The organism is Gammaproteobacteria bacterium, assembly GCA_041395725.1.
Lineage (GTDB): Bacteria > Pseudomonadota > Gammaproteobacteria > Pseudomonadales > Pseudohongiellaceae > NORP240.
The window spans coordinates 4,798,734-4,817,500 of the sequence record JAWKZW010000001.1; the positions used below are offsets into that span (position 1 = coordinate 4,798,734).

Here is an 18,767-nt window from a genome sequence, read left to right on the forward strand (position 1 = left end):
TTTACTGGTCTCTCCAGCAGCCCCATTGACCGGTTGAAATAGACAATATTTAAGAATCCTTCTATGCTCACGAGGATGCCATTTTTTCCACTCTCCTCAAAGGTCACACAACCATGCAGATTTTTCGTGCTGGATTCTGGCTGCTGCTCAGTCTGATTGCCTGTAACGCGGTGGCGCAGGACCGCTATGACATCATCATTCGGGATGGCAGATTGATAGACGGTGCCGGGAATCCCTGGTTCAAGGCTGATATCGGGATCCGCGCCGATCGTATCGAAAAAATCGGAGACTTGTCGGACGCCGGCGCCGACACAGTAATCAATGCCAGCGGACTTACGGTAGCCCCTGGTTTCATCGACCCTCATACCCACGCCCTGCGCGGCATCTTCGATGTACCCACGGCGGAAAGCTCACTGCTGCAGGGCGTCACCACCCTGACCGAAGGCAATGACGGCAGCTCGCCCTTCCCTGTCGGCGAGCACTATCGACAGATCGAGGAACTGGGAATCAGCCCGAACTGGGCCGTCTTTGTGGGCCAGGGAACGGTCAGAAACCTGGTAATCGGGCCCGAAGACCGCGACGCAACGGCCCCGGAGTTGCAGCGCATGAAAGACATGGTGGCCGAAGCGATGGAACAGGGAGCGCTGGGGATTTCCACCGGTCTGTTTTATGTACCGGGCAGTTTCACTCCTACCGAGGAGATTATTGAATTGTCCCGGGTCGCCGCAGAGTACGGTGGCATCTACATTTCCCATATGCGCGAGGAAGCCTACCAGCTGCTCGACTCCGTCGAGGAAACGATCCGCATCGGCGAGGAAGCCGCTATCCCGGTGCAGATAACCCATCATAAAGTCATCGGTGTGGAGAACTGGGGAAAGTCCGCAGATTCTCTCAGACTGGTCGATGAGGCGCGGGCGCGGGGCATCGATGTCACCGTTGACCAATACCCGTACACGGCCTCCCAGACCGGCATCACGGCGCTGATTCCTCAATGGGCGCAGGAAGGCGGCAACGACAGGATGCTGGCCCGGATCGACAGCCAGGAGACCCGCCAGACCGTCAAGGACGCCATCGTCGATAAGATTCTTTACGACCGTGGGGGCGGCCACCCCCGCAACGTGTTTATCTCCCGCAACACCTGGGACCGTTCCATGGAGGGCAAAAACCTGGCTGATCTGGCAATCGAAAAAGGCCTGGAGCCCACACCGGAAAACGCCGCGGAAATTGTGTTCGAAATCGTCAAGGGCGGCGGTGCGAGCGCCGTCTATCACGCCATAGGCCCGGAGGACGTCGATCGGATCATGCAACACCCCGCTGTCGCAATCGGCTCCGATGGCCCGCTGGGGGTTTTTGGCGTCGGCGCGCCACACCCGCGTCAATACGGCACATTCGCCCGGGTACTCGGGTATTACGTCAGGGAGCGTGGGGTGATTTCCCTGGAAGAAGCGATCCGTAAAATGACCAGCATGACTGCCCAACGGCTCAGCATCCGTGACCGCGGGCTGCTGGCAGAGGGCTTTTATGCAGATATAGCCATCTTCGATGCCGACGAAGTAGCCGACCGGGCCACCTTCGAGGACCCCCATCAGTACGCGGTAGGCATGAAGTTTGTGCTGGTGAACGGCGAGCTGGTGGTCGCCGATGGCAGGCATACCGGCCGACGACCGGGAAAGATACTGCATGGGCCAGGATACACAGGCAATTAGAGGCTCTCAGACCAGCGTGGGGGTCAGTGCCGTCCCACGGAGATCCACAGGCAACAGACAGCAGGCCACTGCCAGGCCTTTACCAGGAGCTATAATCATGAAAAAAATCGCGCTCTCACTTTTGTTTATCGTGCTGGCCCCCGGCACAGGAGCACAATCGCCTGCACCCGCAATCCCCCCTGTGGCAACCGATGTTACAGCAGAAGAAATTGCCAAATTTATTGATGCGCTTCCCAAGGACCGGGTAAGTGATCGACCGATAAGGAATGTCGAAGTAACCGGAGACTACCGGGTCGGCGTTTACGGAGTATTCCGACCCAGGGAGCTTCCCGGGGGCTCGAATCTACACCAGGTGAACACGACCGAGATTTACTACATGCTGAGCGGCTATGCGACTCTGGTGACAGGTGGCACCATGACCGAGGCACGTCAGGAAAACGAAACCTGGGTGCGCGGGACAGCCATCGAAAACGGCGTCAGTCGCCGGGTAGTCCCCGGTGATGTCATAATTATTCCGGGGCATACACCGCACTGGTTCAGTGAACTCGAAACCGACATTTCCTACCTGATCTTCAGACCTGATCCCGACAACAGGATACCGCTGACGGACTGAATCTGACTCTCGGCCTCTGAGACAGACAATCTCTGCCGGGCCAGTGACTGCCCGGTATTGGCTCCGGGCCTTTGTATCCATGACGACTTCGAGGGGTCTCACTCTTCAGGACACGGGGAAAGCCAACTTGCGTCAGGTAGCGGTTTGCGCTGGGTCAGCTTTCCAGCTCCCAGCACTCGACAACAGGCCTCTTCTGTAGTTGAATGCTAGAAGAGGCGGCTGAGTTGCCAGATTTTTTACTGTAAAATCAGCCGTGTAGCTGAAAAAACCATTTTTTGAACCAGAAAAGCCAGACGAGGCAAGACTATGAGAGAGGATTCCAAACTGCTGAACCGGCGACGCCGTTTCCTGACCGGCGTAGGTGTGGTTGCTACTGGCGCCACCCTGGCTGCAACGGCCCGGGCGGCTGATAATCACGCACAACATCACGGTAGCGCCGGTTTTACCCCGGCACGCCACGAGCAGGATGCCTGGATGGATGAGCTGCCTGGCACCCACCGGGCATTTATTGACTCCTCCCGCGGTGCCGGCGGCGCCGATGCGCTGAACTACGCCAATAATATCCTGACAGGGCATAGCGAAGTGTATGGTGGCAGTGATGCTGACTACGCCATGATTGTCTGCTTCAGGCACATGTCTACCCCGCTTGGTTACAATGACGCCATCTGGGCGAAATACGGTGAGGGCTTAAGCCGTTTCGTCGGTCTCACTGCGCCAGGCAGCGATCAGCCCCTGGCAGTAAATCCGATGAACATTGAGCAGGCCGCTTATGGCAACCGTGGGACTACGTTGGCAACGTTGGCCGGCAAAGGTGTACAGTTTGCAATCTGCAGCCGGGCGACCCAGGCTGTAGCCGGCATGCTGGCCCGCTCCAGTAGCAGCTCGTTCGAAGAGATACACCAGGAGCTTATCAGCAACAATATTCCCAACAGCCGTTTTGTGCCGGCCGGCGTGCTGGCTGCGACCCGCGCCCAGGAATACGGTTACAGCCTGCTGTTCGCTGCGGGCTGAGGGAGGGCAAGCAAACCAAGGCTTCCGCCCCCTGATCAGGCATCTCTGTGGATGGAATGTCTGATCAGGGGTCTCCTCACCCTTAATCAGAGACTCCTTAAAAGCATCCTTCCCCCAAAGCACCCTTCCGAGGGCCGTGGCTCAGCGGTCTCCGGACACTTCCAGATTCCGATAGTACTCACGAATTGGTCCGAATGGGCCAAGGCGATGCTGCTCGAGCGGGAACTGATCCGCATAAGGCGGGTAAGGGCTGTCAACCGGCTTGTTGGTAAGGTCAGGATAATCCAATTCCAGATTGGCCCTTTGAGGACGCTCGTGAGAATTGACATAGGCTGCCACATCGAAAGCCTGAGCGTCGGTAAGGTCGGGTTGTCCAAGAGGCATTCTTGCCTTGATGAAGCGGGCCGCAGTCAACAGCCGCGTCATACCCGCACCATTGTTGAAACTGTCCGGGCCCCACAGCGGTGGAAACAGGTAACCCTCAGCCATGTCTGTTGAAGCCGGCAATCCCTCTCCGTCGTCGCCGTGACAAACCTGGCAGCGCTCTTTATAGACAATTTCTCCCGCGGCCACGTCAGCCGCCCGGTCTGGCTCGACAAACACCGGCGGCTCGCCGGACTGGCGTCGGGTTTCCCCCATAAGTCCAAACTGGTTATAGAGGTTATTGATATACAATTCCATGGAGCGTATCTCCAGGCTGTCTCGCGCCAACTCGCGGCCATTCATGCTGCGGGTCATACAGCCGTTGATGCGGTCCCGAAGATCCCGCTCCCCACCGTCCCGGCCAGAAAACCGTGGATAGCTGGCGGCGGACTGAAGCAGAGACAGGGTGCCTGGCCGCGTTCCAGCCTCCAGGTGGCAGGACGCACAATCCATGTTGGTGCCTGAATAACGCATCGCCGGGTCCTCGTGCCCGGGGCCCATCAGCGCCGCAGTTTCCCTTATCAGGCGCCGCCCGTATTCGACACTGGGCTCCGGACTGGAGTCCGACACCGGGGCCGGACGCAACAACAGGACTCCGGCGATGACACCAACACCCAATACCGTGCTGACCAATAAAGCCAGTACGGTGCTGCCTGATTGCCGGCCTGTTGTGCTGCTTGATGGATTCATGGGCGTTCCTCGGCGTGGGATTCTGCCTTTGTCGGCTGCAGCAGGCGGTCATAATGCTGCAATTGTTGCTGAAAACCGTATTTGGGCTGTTCGATACGTGCACGCCACCCGGGCCGTAGCACATAAACCAGAACAAACACGGCTGCCATTAACAGCGTCAGCAGGACGATTACTGAACTTATCACTACTGCCCTCCTCCTGATCCGGTTCGCTGGTATAAAGACGACAGGTAGTGGCTGACAGCCAGCATATCACTGTCGGTAAGTCGATCGCCCCAGGGCGCCATGGACGTGCCAGGCACCCCGTTGCGCAAAATTCTGAGGCTCTCCTCCAGACTCAGTCGCTCCCGGGTAAAATCGGTCGGAGCGATGGGAATAGGCAAACTCGCCGCCGCGAACCCATTCCCATCGCCCGCATCCCCATGGCACTCTGCACAGTGGGCCGAATACACCGCCTGGCCCGCCAGAATCTGCACGGTCTCTCCCGGTGAATCGTTCACCGAGCTTATCGATTGCACCACCGCAGCCAGGAGCGCCAGCTCTTCCAGGCTGCGATCACGCCAGGCCGGCATGGCGCTGTTGTGCACGCCGTTCCAGAGAATATCGGCCAGTAAATCCGCCCGGTACTCATGCGCCGCCAGGTTGACCGGCGCCGGCTGCAGCCACGCCGCGGCCAATCCGTCACCAAGCCCCTCGTCGCCATGGCAGCCGCTGCAGTTGTCCTGCCATAGCTGCAGACCTCTGTCAGTGACCGGCTGCTCGACCAGGCGGGGTGCGTCGCCACGGGGCCGGGTGCGCGCGGCATGGGCGTTCAGTTCTGTCGCCCCCAGAGACATCTGCGCCCACTGATCATCAGGCAGCGCCTGGCGACCCCTGGCGTCACCCTCCGGCCACGCCAGTTCCCGGGCCCGACCGAGGGTTTCCAGATACGCCACCAGGTCCTGCGCTTGCTGCCGGGGACGAAGCGGTGAGCCCTCGAAAAACTCCGGGTAGGCCGGCATGATGGATTGAGGTACCACACTGCGCGGAGCATACAGATGTGCCAGCTGCCATTGCCTGGTCCTGGTATTACCAGCGCGCGACAGGTCCGGGCCTATGCGGCGGGTGCCGAGCATATGGGGGAAGTCAAAGCGCCCCTCCCAGGCCAGGGTGGGTGCACCGAAGCGCTGCATGTCCGCCGCCGTATAGCGGATCTGCTGGGTATGGCAATAGGCGCAGCCTTCCCGGGCATAGATGTCACGCCCTCGCAGTTCCGATGGCGTAAGGGGCAGTTCCTGCGCGGGCCCGAGCACTGCTGTCTGTCGCTCCAACACTGCGCGCGGCAAGACGCCCAGCAAAGACACGGAAAATACAAAGAAAGCCACTCCTGCCACCGATGCGACAATATAAGACAGGCGCAGGGCCCGGGAGGGATCCTGCATGGGGGAATGGGTGTCTACACTGGCCTGCTCGGGACCCAGAGCCCGTCGTGTCACCTCGGCAGCACTGACACCCGCACCGCGGGGCCCGACCAGCAGCCCATAAAAGAGCATTACGAAGCCGGCCGCGACCGGCACCGCCGAGAGACTGCGAAAAACCCAGTAAGGTCGGGACGCGCGAACCGATTCAAGCCAGGGTGCGCCATCCAGCCACAGGCCGCCCTGCACCAGCCCGGCGACCGTCAGGTCAACCACCATCAGAGTAATGCCCACTACCAGCAGCCCGTAGGCCCAGTCGATGGCGCGGGCGTTATAAGGCGCATCAGGGATCCGCTGCCAGGCATGAAGTATGGCGGCAATACCGGCAAAGGTGGCAAACCCCAACATCGCCAGATGTGAGTGTCCGATAACGAAATCGGTAAAGTGTATGGCCTGACTGAAACTCATATTGGCCTGCAGGGAACCCTGCAGGCTGACTATCAGATAAAAAACCACCGACATGGAGGCGAAACGCAGCGCCGGCTCGGCCGGTATCAGGCCCGCTCCACGCTGGGATAGCATCAGATTGCTGACCACGATCACCACCACCGCGCCAAGCAGAAAAGAGGCCAGAATGGCGGTAGTCTGGGCAGCCATGGGTATGACAGAAAAAATATAGTGATGTATGCCGTTCAGCGGGTATAAGAAGAACAGCCCCCAGAACCCCAGCATGGAAAGGAAATGGGAAAAAATCGGCCGACCGGTACTGGCCGGAATGACGAAATAAAGAATAGCCAGTGCCAGCGGGGTCACAAACAGGCCGACCGCATCGTGAATCCACAAACCACTGAATGCTGCGCCGGCCGCTCCCGGTACCAGCTCAGGAACAATATTGCCCATCGGGTAGGACAGCAGGGTAAACACCAGAGCGCCGATAATGTACCAGCTTGAAACATACAGGTTTTCAAAACCGCGCTGAAAGAAGGGTGGGAGAAACTGGATAGCTGCCAGGATAAAGGCAACGATTACCAGCAGATCGACAGGCAGGGGAAATTCAGCCCATTCCAGCGGCTGACTCACGCCGGCCAGTACCAGCACCCAGCCAGGCAGCATAACGGCGAAGTTCCAGATCCCGAACAACCACAATCCGAGGCGCCGACTGGTCACCTGGCGGCCGCTGAGGATAGGCACGGCATGATAGAGAAAGGCGAGAAAGGCATTACCCAGCCAGCCCAGCATAATGCCCTGGGTATGGGCATACCTCAGACGCCCCCAACTGGGTAGCAGGCCGGCGAAATCCGGCAGGAAAAACTGCAGTGAGACTACAATACCGAATAACACGGCCAGCAGCAGTGTCGCAAAAGCCGCCAGGCTGTGCGCCCGCACCAGCCAGGTGTCAACCTGGCTGGACTGATTGATTGCTGTGGGCTGCTCAATCAGCCCGCTGGTTGATTCCTGCAATGTTCTCTCGCCTTTTTTTGGTAAGAATCCGGTTTTTATTTGCACCGGGTTATAAATGATTTTCCCTAACCCGGATTATAGCCAAGCTGCAACCATTGAGCAGCAAATTCTGCGGCCATTCAGTGCACCTTGCTTCGGCTGCTCGATGTGTCAGGCAGGTAATTTGATCCAGAAGGGTCCGTGATTTATAGTGCCGCCATGCCAGCATCAGCGACGGAAAAGCAATTCGAGGATTTCATTGAACAGGCCTACTCCAGGACCTGGAGTGAAAGAAACGAACTTCTGAAGGCCATGGAAGATCAGTATGCCCAAGTCAGCCGCAGCAGCCAGCAGGCTGTCCTGCTGGGCTTTGCCCTGGCTAAGGTGAGCGATGATCTTGGCGATACCGAGCGCTGCTTCAGCTACCTGGAGGAAGCAAACTGGCACCACAGGCGAGGCAAGACCGATAACCTGGCCGACGCCAGAAGTACGGTTGCCCGGGTACGGGAAATTTTCTCCGCTCAACCGGTACAACCCCTGGAAATGGCCAATTCACTGAAACCAATCTTTATAGTGGGCATGCCGAGATCCGGCACAAGCCTGGTTGAGCAGATCCTGGCCTCCCACTCGAAGGTCTATGGCGGAGGCGAACTGAAAGCCATGGGGCAGTGGTGCTTCGGCTTCGTCAAACTGTTCACCGACTATCATCCTCGCGTGGCATTGAATGACTACCTCCCGCAACTGCAAGAACACTACCTGCAGCAAATCCGGCAGTTGACTGACAACCAGATCGTCACGGATAAAATGCCGGTCAATTTTCTGTGGCTCGGTTTCATCCTTTCCGCCTTTCCTGACGCCATCATCGTGCATACCGAACGCGAGCCCATGGCTGTCTGCTGGTCCCTCTACAAGACGGCGTTTGCCGGCACGTCGAATGGCTACGCCTGCGATCTGCGCGACATAGGAGAATTTTATCGCCTGTATAACGAGCTGATGAAGTTCTGGAAAGAACGTCACGGCACACAGATCTATGACCTGAACTACGAACAGCTGACCACCAGCCAGGGAGAAGAAACCAGAAGGTTACTGACTCACTGCGGCATCGAATGGGAACCAGCCTGTCTGGAGTTCTACAACAATCCCAGGGAGGTTCAAACGGTCAGCAGGAATCAGGTGAAGCTGCCTATGTACCAGGGGAGTTCCCGAGCCTGGGAGCGATATGAGCGCCACCTGGATCCATTGAAAAAAATACTCGAACCGATACTCTCGTGAGTGCTAACGGATTGCATACAGATTCAGAAACAGTGTTTGCTTAAACCGATTGACCTGCGCACTCGTACCCGTTTTATTGACCAGACAGCCTGTAAGCCAGGCTCCCGAACAGGAATCCCAAAATGCTCAAGTTTTCTGGATTTAGCGCACTATTGTTCATCATCGGGCTGCTTGCAGGTTGTGGCATCGCGGCACAAACCGCACTCGATGCAGAGCTCGGTGAAGCCGACCCTGCCCGCTATGATCAGCCATTGACCAGTGGAAGTGTGGACTTCTGGAGCGAGGTCAATCCTGTTCTCGAGAAACGCTGCGTCGTCTGCCATGCCTGCTATGACGCACCTTGTCAGCTGAAGCTGAGCGCCTTCGAGGGTTTAACCCGGGGGGCATCCAAAAGTTTTGTCTACCATGGGTCAAGACTGCTGGCCGATGAGCCCTCCCGTCTTTTCATAGACGCCTCTTCAACGGCGCAATGGCGCCAGAAAGATTTTTTCCCGGTACTCAACGAGCGGGAAAATACCAGAGAGGCCAATCTGTCGGGCAGCGTGCTTGCTCAACAACTATTGCTGAAACAAGAGAATCCCTTGCCCGAGGCACGCATTCTCCCGGATACTTTTGATTTTCGCTTGAATCGGGACCAAGTGTGCCCGGCCATCGAAGAATACGACGATTATCGGACGGAGAAACCGCTCTGGGGCATGCCTTATGGATTGCCAGGGCTGCAGCCGGCTGAAACCGAGCTGGTGCTCGAGTGGATTGCCGAGGGTGCGCCTTTCCAGAACAGAAACCGGATTACTCCTGAGCTCCAGGCTCTGGTCAGCGAATGGGAAAGCTATTTCAACGGTGATTCTCTGAAAGCCAGGCTGGTGAACCGCTACCTTTACGAGCACTTGTTTCTTGCCAATCTCTATTTCAAAGAAAGTGCTGAGCCGGTTTTTTTCAATCTCGTCAGATCCACGACCCCTCCCGGCCAGCCGATTCGTATAGCCAATACACCCCTGCCAATTTCCGATCCCGGCATTGAGCGCGTCTATTACCGTCTGATGCCGGTTCGGGAAAGTATCTCCGTAAAGAACAACCTGCCCTACAGGCTCGACGCAGAAAGAAGAAATTTTTGGAATGAGCTGTTTTATGTGCCCGATTACGAAGTGACTGCTCTGCCCTCCTATGAGCTGGAACAATCATCCAATCCGTTTCTCACCTTCCGGGAACTGCCTTCCGAATCCCGCTATCGTTTCCTTCTGGACGAAGCACAATTCACCATCATGGGCTTCATCAAAGGACCGGTCTGCAGAGGCCAAACGGCGCTGAACGTGATCAATGACTATTTCTGGGTAACCTTTATCGACCCGACCAGCCCCTTTGCCGATGCCGCCCCGATTCTGGAGCACCTGGAGGCCATGCCTCTGCCCGCCAGTTCTGGAAGTACTGCCTTTCAAGTGAACTGGATCGAATATGCTCGCGACGAGAGAAACTACCTGACCGCGCGCCAGAATTACATTGAGGAAGAGCTTGCCGGAATACAGCCTGTCGGCATGGATCTGATCTGGGATGGGAACGGGCAGAATGACAATGCGGCGTTGACTATTTTTCGCCATTTCGACAGCGCCTCAGTGGTCAAAGGCTTGCTTGGCGATACTCCACAGACGACGTGGGTTATCGATTACCCTTTGCTCGAACGCATTCACTACCTGCTGGTAGCCGGTTTTGATGTCTATGGGAATGTCTCACACCAGCTGAACTCGCGCATTTACATGGATTTCCTCCGTATGGAAGGGGAATCCAACTTCCTCCTGTTTCTGCCAGCCGAAGCAAGCTCGCAAGCCTGGTCCACCTGGTATCGGGGCTCGGTTAATCCGGTCAGCGAATTCATCGCCGCCCACCGTCAGTTCAACAATGATCTTTCGACAACCGGATTATCTGCAGAGAACCCTTTGAGCGAAATGCACCAACGCCTCAGGGAACATCTGGCACCCGTACTGAGCAGTCATCATGGGTTGGAGAACGGATTTACCGGGCCGCGCGAACGAGACTTGCTCGCACAACTCGCCAGCACCAGAGGTGTCGCCGCATCGGTCTTACCTCAGACCCTGTTTATTCAGATTGCTGACCCCGACAGCGAAACGGCACATTACTACACTTTACTGACTAACAACGCTTACACAAATATTTCTCATCTGTTCAACAATGAGGAACGCCGCCTTCCAGAAGAGGACACCGTAAGCCTGGCCTATGACTTTATCGGCGCATATCCGGAAATTCTCGTACGGGTGACCATTGCCCAACTCGCGGATTTTGTAACGCAGGTGCAGGCTCTGGGTACAGAGGAGGATTACGGGAGACTGCTGGACGACTTTGGTATCCGCCGGTCGGATCCTGAATTCTGGCAAATTGCCGACGCTATGCACGAGGCATTCCTGACCCGCAATCCTGTCGAGGGTGGCCTTTTCGATTTCAATCGCCTGGAAAATCGTTAGAGATTTACAGCGAACCTCAATGCGGTACGCTGACGCCAGGCAACAGTCGACCGTTTGATGTCGCGCCGCCTGCTGACCGGTAAATGATCGGTACCTGAGTAAAAAACCCCGGATTGTGACCAATCCGGGGTTTTTAGAGTTCCAGCGCTCAGAGTAGTGCCGTCAGAGTACAGGCTTACTGACCACCAGTGCTATAGGCTGATAGGCATCAAAGGCTAACTGCCTTCCATAAACTCTACGTGAATCTCCAGCTCGATCTCATCGCCGACACCAAAACTGGTAAACCGATCGACGCCGAAGTCAGAGCGAAGAAATTCAGCACTGGCCGAAAAACCCAGTGTGTAGCTGCGAGTCAGGAAATTACGGCCACCACCATGAAAATCGATTTGCAGATTGACCGGAGCCGTGACACCGTGGAAAGTCAGATCGCCGGCGAATACAAACGAATTTTCCCCGGTTGCCTCAACAAACGAAGTGGTTCGATAGATCGCCTGGGGGTAAGTCTCCGCATCAAGCCAGCTACCGCCCCGCAGTTCTTCCTCGAACTCCGGCAGATTCACATCAATGGAGTTCATGTCCACAATCACTTCAAGACTGGAGTTCTCGATATTCTCCGGGTCAAAATCCAACGTCGCATCGAATTGAGTGAAACGGCCAATGAAAGTCGAAAAACCCAGGTGGTTTATCTTGAACAGCAATGCTGCGTGATCGGTATCCAGCGTGTAGGCACCCGAGCGCAGCTCTGCTATATCAGTTGTTTGGCCGGGCGTCAGGAGACGATCACACGACATCAGTAACGCCGAGCAGGCCAGGATCAGTGAAACCCGACCGATGTTGGAAAATAATCTGCTAGTCATCTAATTAACCTATCTAATTACTGCTGGATTGCGTAGACATCGACCTCAATGGTCACTTCGTTTGGAACTTCAGCGGTATTCGCCCAGTAACCCTGGCCCACGCCGTATTCAAGGCGCTGAATAGTCACTTCACTGGTCAGATGGAAACAGACCTGGCCATCACAGGTTTCCACATCAAGCATGAACGGAAAGCTGATTGGATGGGTCTGATCGCGGATAGTCAGTGTGCCGTCGGATACGAAAGAATTGGCAGACTGTACGCTGCAATTCTCGGCCGTAAAAGTGGCCGTCGGCCAGGTATCCACGTCAAACAGTTCATAGTCCAGCAGATAGTCTTTGACTTCCGGCGAATCAACATAGACATCGTTGATGGGAATAGTGACCTGAAATTCACAGGCACTGGGTCGTAATGGGTCGATGTCGAATGTCGCCTGGACGTTTCTGAACTCACCCTGAAAAGGTTCACTGCCGTACGAGTATTTGAAGATGACAAGGGACTGCGCCGGGTCAAGTTCCCAGTTGGCAGCGCGGGCCGGTAAGGAAGCCAGAACCAGAACCGAGGCCAGCATCAAGGTATGAGATAAAGTTCGCATGATGTATTTACTCCTGATCAATAAAATTACGGTAATGCGTAGGCGACCAGTTCAGCAGGCTGGCCTCCACCACCAACGAACATGGCTACATATTGCTTGCCTGCATGCTCATAGGTAAAAGGTAAACCGGACTGCAGGTTTGGCAATTCAATTTCTGCAATTCTTTCCCCGGTCTGCTTGTCCACAGCCCTGAAAATAGGCTGAGCCCCGGGACCGCCGGTTCCTTCCGCGACAAACAGCAGGGTCTTGGTCAACAGGACTCCCGCTCGCGTCGGGATGCCGGTGGCAGGGATGTCAACGCCCTCTAACAGGCGGTGATTGGCGAGGCGTTCAGGGGTATCGGCATTGGCGATCATCCACAGATGGTCACCGGTATTCATATCGATAGCCGTAACCCGACCGTAAGGCGGCTTGACGATCTCCAGGCCCTGGACCCGGGGTACCCGCACGCCGAACGCCGCGCTGTATTCGAGATCGGACTCCTCATCTTTCTGCAGTGACATCACCGCCAGTGCAGTACGGGACGGGACATAGAGGATTCCCGTTTCCGGATCCATGGCTGCCCCTTCCCAGTTGGCGCCGCCCGTAGCTGACGGTAAGGCCAACACGCCGCGGGTACCATCCGCGGCATCTGCCAGAGACGGGGGAGTGTAGACGCTGGGCGCCAGCCGGAAACCTTCAATGGCTTCCAGCGCCAGCGCGCGGATTTCCGGTGTCCAGTCGATCAGGTCATCCTCGGTAAAGCCCTGCCGGTCAAAAGGAGCCGGGCGGGTAGGAAAGGGCTGTGTAGGGGAGTACCACTCGCCGGGGACATCGCCAGCAGGGACAGGCCTTTCCTCGATAGGCCAGATCGGCTCACCGGTCTGACGATCAAAGGTGTAGACCCAGTTTTGCTTGGTTACCGACATCAGTATTTTGCGGCCGCTGGGCAGGTCGGCCAATACCGGCGCTGAAGGAATATCCCAGTCCCAGATATCATGGTGGGTTAACTGGTAGTGCCATTGGCGCTCACCGGTCTTGATGTCCAGCGCAACTATGGAATCTGAAAACAGGTTGTCGCCCGGGCGATCGCCACCGAAACGGTCACCGGTAGCGGACTCAACTGGCAGGTAAACCAGGCCGAGTTCAGGGTCGCCCGACATTGGTGCCCAGACACCGGCGTTACCGGTAAACTCGACACCCTGATCGAGCCAGGATTCGAATCCATACTCACCCCTTTCCGGAATGGTACGGAACGTCCACAGCAGCTCTCCGGTACGGGCATCGAAGCCACGCACGTCACCTTTGACGTTGGCCTTGGAACGGGGACGCATACCGACCCGGTGTGCCGCGCCTACCACGATCACATCGTTCATCACGAAGGGCGCAGCCGACAGACCGATATCCGGATACGGGAAGCGTGGATCATCGGCATTCCGCAGACCGACAAACAGATCAACAATGCCGTTGTCACCGAAATTCGGATCGGGGATACCTGTCTCTGCATCCAAAGAAACCAGGTGATAACCCGGGGTGACATCAATCACCCGGGATTCGTTGCCGTCGCTCCAGAAAGCGACACCCCGACCGGCGCCCTTGCGGGGCGCTTCGTCAAATCGCTCGCCTTCCTGCGGGCGCCACAACCACAAAACCTGTCCAGTTGTCGCATCCAGCGCCACCACGTTGCGGGTGCTGGCTATGTTGGCGTACAACACCCCATCAACCTCGAGGGGTGTTGAAGGATTGTTGAAGTCGGTGGTGGGACCAAAATTCTCTGTTGAAAAGCGCCAGGCCAGCTCGAGAGAGCCAACGTTTTCAGAATTAATCTGGTCAAGCGGCGAGTAACGTTGGGCAAATTCATTGCCATGGTATTGTGGCCAGTCACCTTCATAAACGCTGGTGCCTGTTTGGCCCCATGCCAGGGAAACGCAGGCTAGAGTGCCGGCGCTGACGATGAATGACGAAATCAATCGGTTTCTTGTTTTCATCTTGGACTCTCTCGATATTGTGTCTTTAATAGTGCGCGGTTATGGATTAATGCCAGCTTAACACCAGGGTACGGGGTAACTTGTGCGCGCAAATTCCCCAACTCGCCATTCCGTTCGCTGAAGAAGGCTACATCAATCGGCGATAACTCAGGTTTTACAGTAGCCAGAGATCGGGTCGCGAAGGATAACTAATCTGCTATCCACAAGCAAGCCCGATACGACAACCTGTTTGCATTTAACATAGATATTTCAATTAGTTAAAGACAACCAGGAGGGAATATTTTGTAATTCTTTGTAACTGGTAAAATTCACGCACCCGATTCAGCGGAACTGATTTACGTAAAAGAACACGAAACACCCGGGGACAGAACTTTCCCGGGAAGAGAAGACCAGTTACCTCCCCTGGTTGCCTGGATAACCGCGACCCGGAAACCGTCGGAATACCCGAGGACAGGCGCGGGTTCCCTGGCGCAAGCCCAGGTACAAGGTACTGGCAGTTGATGTCTGTAAACCAGTTGATTACACGTACACAAAGATCCACCACTCCGCCCCCTCTACAACCCCGGAAATCTCTCATTCCGGACCTGAGTAAGAAAATCATCCTATGCTGCCCTTCAAGGATAAATCTGTTGAATTCAAGTCATCTGGCGTTGAGAATCTCACCCCGAATGGCAGACATCCAGCACTAACGCTCGAGTTTCAGTCGTGGCAATGGCCCCCCCACGTCGTGTAACAATTTATCACTCGGATACTGTAACCCTGGTGATATCTTGAGAAGGGACCGGCCGACAGGTTAAGACTCACTGGCATCAGACATGTTCATGTCACGCATCAGTCGCATGTAACTGACAGGGAGAGGCTTGGATTTAAGGTCGTATTCCCGGCACCGTGTAACAACAGAGCTGGCATACTGCAATATAAGCGGACGAGAAATCAAAATTGACAAAAGCTGTCTCACGAAATTTTCTCCTGAATCGTTACAGCCTGCTATGCCAGAGGACTCGTCTGAAGGCCAGAGCATTGTGGTAATTGAGCAGAGGCTCCTTAGAGTTAATACAGTATAAAGAATGAATAAAATGTAGAGATCGTAAACCGCCCAGGGATAGGCTCTACAAAAAGTCGATTTTCAAAGCATTACATCAGCATCCGAGTCAGGGGCAGAACATACCGCTGATCGAAATGATGTTCCACAAGCAAGCTTGGAGACACCCAACAAATGAAACCACTAATTCTTCCTATATTTCCTGAACCAATCGTCGCTTATAACGACGTGGAAGTTGACCTGGAAAAAATTCACGGCTTGTATGACAAACAGGAGTGGAAAAGCACAAATTCTGAAGACAATGCTGATTATTTCCTGCAGATATCCAAAAATCTGAAAGTATTGGACGAAAATGCGAATTTAAAAAAGGCATTTGTAGACATTATCAACGACTACACAAAAAACGTAATGTTGTATGAGAATACCTTTTATATGACGACATCCTGGTTTACTAAAACCGAGAAAAACAAGATTTCGGTTTTACATAACCACGGCAACGCCATGTTCAGTGCGGTGTATTATTTTGATTTACCGGAAGGAAAAAAGTCGAAAATAACTTTTGAAAAGCCTGTCACCAATCAGTTTGATTTAAAGCCCACAACCTACAATGTTCTGAATGGCCCATCCTACGTTTTCGAACTGGGTAACGATACGGTATTAATATTCCCCTCCTATTTAAAACACAAAGTAAACCGGCATGAAAATGATGCAATCAGAAAATCATTAGCGATGAATTTTATACCCGAGGGTGTAATAGGCGTGGATACAAACGAAATATATCTGAGCGGACCACCTGACCACGAAACCAAGTAGGATTCTGGCTCAGCCAGAATCCGCGTCATATAACGCGTCAGCCTTACAGACCACCAAGGGCTGCCCCAAAGGGGTGAGGATTTCGCGCCCTCGCGAAATACGAATCACAAACGTGTCAGCGTTATGGACAGCCAAAGGCTGCCCCTGAGGGGTGAGGATTTCGGGCGCACACGAAATACGAATCACAAAACCCATCAGCCTTCTGCTCAGCCCAGGTCAGCCCAAAAGACCGACATTAGCAGCCCCCACCAGTCCCTGATAAAAGAGCCCATCCCCACTACTGATAACGTAAAATATTTTTCGCACATTTTTTTGAAGGGGGTGGCCCCGGTCTGTTAAAACTGTAATCGCCAAACCACAGTACAGACCATAAGGAAGCCACCCATGAAAAACGATAACACAAAACCTTTGAGCAAGGTGATACGTATCGACGAGAGCGAGATCCGCGGCCATCTGGATGAGATGGTTAGGGGAACCGTTGAAGAGACATTGAATGCCATGCTTGACGCTGAGGCTGATGATCTCTGCAATGCCCAGCGTTACGAGCACTCCCCGGACCGCATTGATTCCAGGGCCGGTAGCTACAAACGGAAACTCCACACGAAAGCCGGAGAAGTCGAGATCAAGGTGCCGAAATTGCGGAAGCAGACCTTTGAGACAGCAATAATTGAACGCTATCGACGCCGGGATATATCCATCGAGGAAGCCATTGTGCAGATGTACCTGGCTGGGGTTTCAGTTCGTCGCGTGGAAGATATTACTGAGGCGCTGTGGGGCACCCGGGTTTCGTCAGGCACGGTCTCCAATCTCAACAAGAAGGTCTATAAGCATATTGAACGCTGGCGTAGCCAGCCCCTTGAGGGGGATTTCGCCTACGTATATCTGGACGGGATCGTGCTCAAGCGCAGCTGGGGCGGCGAGGTGAAGAATGTCTCGGTGCTGGCGGCCATTGGTGTAGACAGTGACGGCTTCAGGCGCATTCTGGGCGTCTCTGAGGGGCATAAGGAAGACAAGTCCGGTTGGCTGGGCTTCCTCAAGGAGCTGAAGAAACGCGGATTGAAAGGCGTCAGGCTGTTTATCTCAGATGCCTGTCTGGGCCTGATCGAGTCACTTGCAGAGGTCTATCCGGACGCGGACTGGCAACGCTGTGCTGTTCATTTTTATCGCAATGTATTCTCCCATGTGCCTAGTGGCAGGGTCAGAGAGGTAGCGGCCATGCTGAAGGCCATTCACGCCCAGGAGAGTCGTGAGGCCGCTGAGAATAAGGCCAGGGATGTCGTTGAGAAATTAAAAGCGATGAAGCTCAAAGTGGCAGCAGAGCTGGTAGAGAACTCAATTCATGAAACTCTGACCTACTATGCTTATCCACCGCAGCATTGGCTGAAGCTGAAGACCAACAATCCGATGGAACGGCTGCTCAAGGAAGCTAGGCGCAGGACCAAGGTAGTCGGTGCTTTCCCGGATGGTCACTCTGCATTGATGCTGGTGGCTGCTAGGCTTCGGCATGTTTCTGCCACGTCTTGGGGAACCCGCAAGTACATGAACATGGAGTTGCTGAGGGAGATGGATCAGGAAGCAATACACTCAGCAGCCTAACCAAAAACCGGGACTGCCCCTGAAGAAAAAGTGCGAAACATTTTTGACACTACCCCACTACTCATGAGATGCCTGACTGAATGCGCAGCATTCAGGACGGCGAAGCCGCCCGAAGGGTGAGGATTCTGGCTTAGCCAGAATCCGAATCACAATGACGCGTTGCAACGCAACGCCGTCATTGCGCATCTAATAAAAAACCCCACCCGGCAACGCCGGATGGGGTTTGTTATTAGATGCCTGACAATGACCTACTCTCACATGGGGAAACCCCACACTACCATCGGCGCTGAGCACTTTCACTTCTGAGTTCGGGATGGGATCAGGTGGTTCACACTCGCTATGTTCGTCAGGCAATTCTGTAAACCCCGCTTTGCAATGTGTTATTGCGCAGCCGGGCTGTCCGGCCAGATTCCTCCGACCGGTTGTTCTCAACAATTCAATGAATGAAGACTGTATGCTGTAGCTTTTTACTCGTACTCAGTCGTACTTTGCGTTATACAAATCTGACCTGTCATCAAAGTCTTACGATTGCTTATTCACACAATCTCAGTTCCTGGTAAGTCTTTCACCAAAAACCTGCGATTATATGGTCAAGCCTCACGTGCAATTAGTACTGGTTAGCTCAACGCCTCACAGCGCTTACACACCCAGCCTATCAACGTCGTAGTCTTCAACGGCACTTCAGTGGACTTACGTCCAAGGGAGATCTCGTCTTGAAGGAGGCTTCCCGCTTAGATGCTTTCAGCGGTTATCCTTTCCGAACATAGCTACCGGGCAATGCTACTGGCGTAACAACCCGAACACCAGAGGTTCGTTCACTCCGGTCCTCTCGTACTAGGAGCAACTCTTCTCAAATCTCCAACGCCCACGGCAG

At 54.8% G+C, this 18,767-nt stretch carries 13 protein-coding genes and 2 rRNA genes (1 of these 15 only partly in view); 7 read left to right on the forward strand and 8 right to left on the reverse strand.

The features are described 5' to 3' along the window. Positions 1-113 precede the first annotated feature (113 nt). The 3 genes from R3F50_21160 to R3F50_21170 all read left to right on the forward strand — a co-directional run bounded on the left by R3F50_21160 (position 114) and on the right by R3F50_21170 (position 3,330). Complete coding sequence (locus R3F50_21160; protein ID MEZ5492798.1) at positions 114-1,706, forward strand: D-aminoacylase; 1,593 nt, start codon at positions 114-116, stop codon at positions 1,704-1,706. Positions 1,707-1,803: 97 nt separating this feature from the next. Next, positions 1,804-2,319 (forward strand): hypothetical protein, encoded by a 516-nt coding sequence (locus R3F50_21165; protein ID MEZ5492799.1) that lies wholly within the window; start codon positions 1,804-1,806, stop codon positions 2,317-2,319. 306 nt (positions 2,320-2,625) lie between these two features. Further along, positions 2,626-3,330, forward strand: coding sequence for a hypothetical protein (locus R3F50_21170; GenBank protein ID MEZ5492800.1), 705 nt, complete (start codon positions 2,626-2,628; stop codon positions 3,328-3,330). A 141-nt stretch (positions 3,331-3,471) separates the two neighbouring features. Here R3F50_21170 and R3F50_21175 read toward each other — a convergent pair whose 3' ends face one another. Genes R3F50_21175 through R3F50_21185 form a run of 3 tightly spaced genes read right to left on the reverse strand, consistent with a single transcriptional unit; the run spans position 3,472 to position 7,300 of the window. Continuing rightward, positions 3,472-4,443 (reverse strand): c-type cytochrome, encoded by a 972-nt coding sequence (locus R3F50_21175; GenBank protein ID MEZ5492801.1) that lies wholly within the window; start codon positions 4,441-4,443, stop codon positions 3,472-3,474. Next, positions 4,440-4,628: a hypothetical protein gene (locus R3F50_21180; GenBank protein ID MEZ5492802.1), complete on the reverse strand. Its 189-nt coding sequence runs from the start codon at positions 4,626-4,628 to the stop codon at positions 4,440-4,442. The genes R3F50_21175 and R3F50_21180 overlap by 4 nt, the downstream gene beginning before the upstream one ends. Continuing rightward, positions 4,628-7,300, reverse strand: coding sequence for a cbb3-type cytochrome c oxidase subunit I (locus tag R3F50_21185; GenBank protein ID MEZ5492803.1), 2,673 nt, complete (start codon positions 7,298-7,300; stop codon positions 4,628-4,630). The genes R3F50_21180 and R3F50_21185 overlap by 1 nt, the downstream gene beginning before the upstream one ends. 180 nt (positions 7,301-7,480) lie before the next feature. Here R3F50_21185 and R3F50_21190 point away from each other — a divergent pair, with 180 nt between their 5' ends. Continuing rightward, positions 7,481-8,551: a sulfotransferase gene (locus R3F50_21190; GenBank protein ID MEZ5492804.1), complete on the forward strand. Its 1,071-nt coding sequence runs from the start codon at positions 7,481-7,483 to the stop codon at positions 8,549-8,551. Between the two features lie 122 nt (positions 8,552-8,673). Continuing rightward, positions 8,674-11,025, forward strand: a complete 2,352-nt coding sequence (locus tag R3F50_21195) for a fatty acid cis/trans isomerase (GenBank protein MEZ5492805.1) — start codon at positions 8,674-8,676, stop codon at positions 11,023-11,025. 215 nt (positions 11,026-11,240) lie between these two features. Here R3F50_21195 and R3F50_21200 read toward each other — a convergent pair whose 3' ends face one another. Genes R3F50_21200 through R3F50_21210 form a run of 3 tightly spaced genes read right to left on the reverse strand, consistent with a single transcriptional unit; the run spans position 11,241 to position 14,442 of the window. Then, complete coding sequence (locus R3F50_21200; protein ID MEZ5492806.1) at positions 11,241-11,882, reverse strand: YceI family protein; 642 nt, start codon at positions 11,880-11,882, stop codon at positions 11,241-11,243. A gap of 17 nt (positions 11,883-11,899) precedes the next feature. Then, entirely contained in the window at positions 11,900-12,475 is a 576-nt protein-coding gene (locus R3F50_21205; protein MEZ5492807.1) for a YceI family protein, read from the reverse strand. A gap of 26 nt (positions 12,476-12,501) precedes the next feature. Next, positions 12,502-14,442, reverse strand: a complete 1,941-nt coding sequence (locus R3F50_21210) for a PQQ-binding-like beta-propeller repeat protein (GenBank protein MEZ5492808.1) — start codon at positions 14,440-14,442, stop codon at positions 12,502-12,504. Between the two features lie 1,216 nt (positions 14,443-15,658). On the opposite strand from R3F50_21210, the gene R3F50_21215 reads away from it, so the two are divergent. Further along, entirely contained in the window at positions 15,659-16,297 is a 639-nt protein-coding gene (locus R3F50_21215; GenBank protein ID MEZ5492809.1) for a putative 2OG-Fe(II) oxygenase, read from the forward strand. Between the two features lie 384 nt (positions 16,298-16,681). Further along, positions 16,682-17,893, forward strand: a complete 1,212-nt coding sequence (locus tag R3F50_21220) for an IS256 family transposase (protein MEZ5492810.1) — start codon at positions 16,682-16,684, stop codon at positions 17,891-17,893. A 235-nt stretch (positions 17,894-18,128) separates the two neighbouring features. On the opposite strand, the gene rrf is transcribed toward R3F50_21220, so the two are convergent. Together rrf and R3F50_21230 are read right to left on the reverse strand one after the other, a co-directional pair. After that, positions 18,129-18,244 (reverse strand): 5S ribosomal RNA (rrf, locus tag R3F50_21225). A 235-nt stretch (positions 18,245-18,479) separates the two neighbouring features. After that, a 23S ribosomal RNA gene (locus R3F50_21230) occupies positions 18,480-18,767 on the reverse strand (it continues 2,616 nt past the right edge of the window).